This window comes from Paenibacillus sp. 22594 (assembly GCF_052044425.1).
Taxonomy (GTDB): Bacteria; Bacillota; Bacilli; order Paenibacillales; family Paenibacillaceae; genus Paenibacillus_AQ.
In genome coordinates, this window is record NZ_JBQENA010000043.1 from 1 (window position 1) to 684 (window position 684).

The 684-nt window shown below is 55.1% G+C and carries 1 rRNA gene; it reads left to right on the forward strand.

The window, feature by feature from the left end:
• Window positions 1-678: ribosomal RNA gene (locus ACTJKB_RS30890) — 23S ribosomal RNA — on the forward strand; the annotation flags it as partial.
• Between the last annotated feature and the right edge of the window lie 6 nt (window positions 679-684).

Sequence of the window (684 nt, forward strand, 5' to 3'; positions counted from 1 at the left end):
CGGGTACGGGGACCGTGTCAGGCGGGCAGTTTGACTGGGGCGGTCGCCTCCTAAAGAGTAACGGAGGCGTTCAAAGGTTCCCTCAGAATGGTTGGAAATCATTCGAAGAGTGCAAAGGCATAAGGGAGCTTGACTGCGAGACCTACAAGTCGAGCAGGGACGAAAGTCGGACTTAGTGATCCGGTGGTACCGCATGGAAGGGCCATCGCTCAACGGATAAAAGCTACCCTGGGGATAACAGGCTTATCTCCCCCAAGAGTCCACATCGACGGGGAGGTTTGGCACCTCGATGTCGGCTCATCGCATCCTGGGGCTGAAGTAGGTCCCAAGGGTTGGGCTGTTCGCCCATTAAAGCGGTACGCGAGCTGGGTTCAGAACGTCGTGAGACAGTTCGGTCCCTATCTGTCGTGGGCGCAGGAAATTTGAGAGGAGCTGTCCTTAGTACGAGAGGACCGGGATGGACGTACCGCTGGTGCATCAGTTGTTCCGCCAGGAGCATGGCTGAGTAGCTACGTACGGACGGGATAAGCGCTGAAAGCATCTAAGCGTGAAGCCCCCCTCAAGATGAGATTTCCCAGTATGTAAGACCCCTTGAAGACGACGAGGTAGATAGGTTGGAGGTGGAAGTGCAGCAATGCATGGAGCTGACCAATACTAATCGGTCGAGGGCTTATCCAATATTTC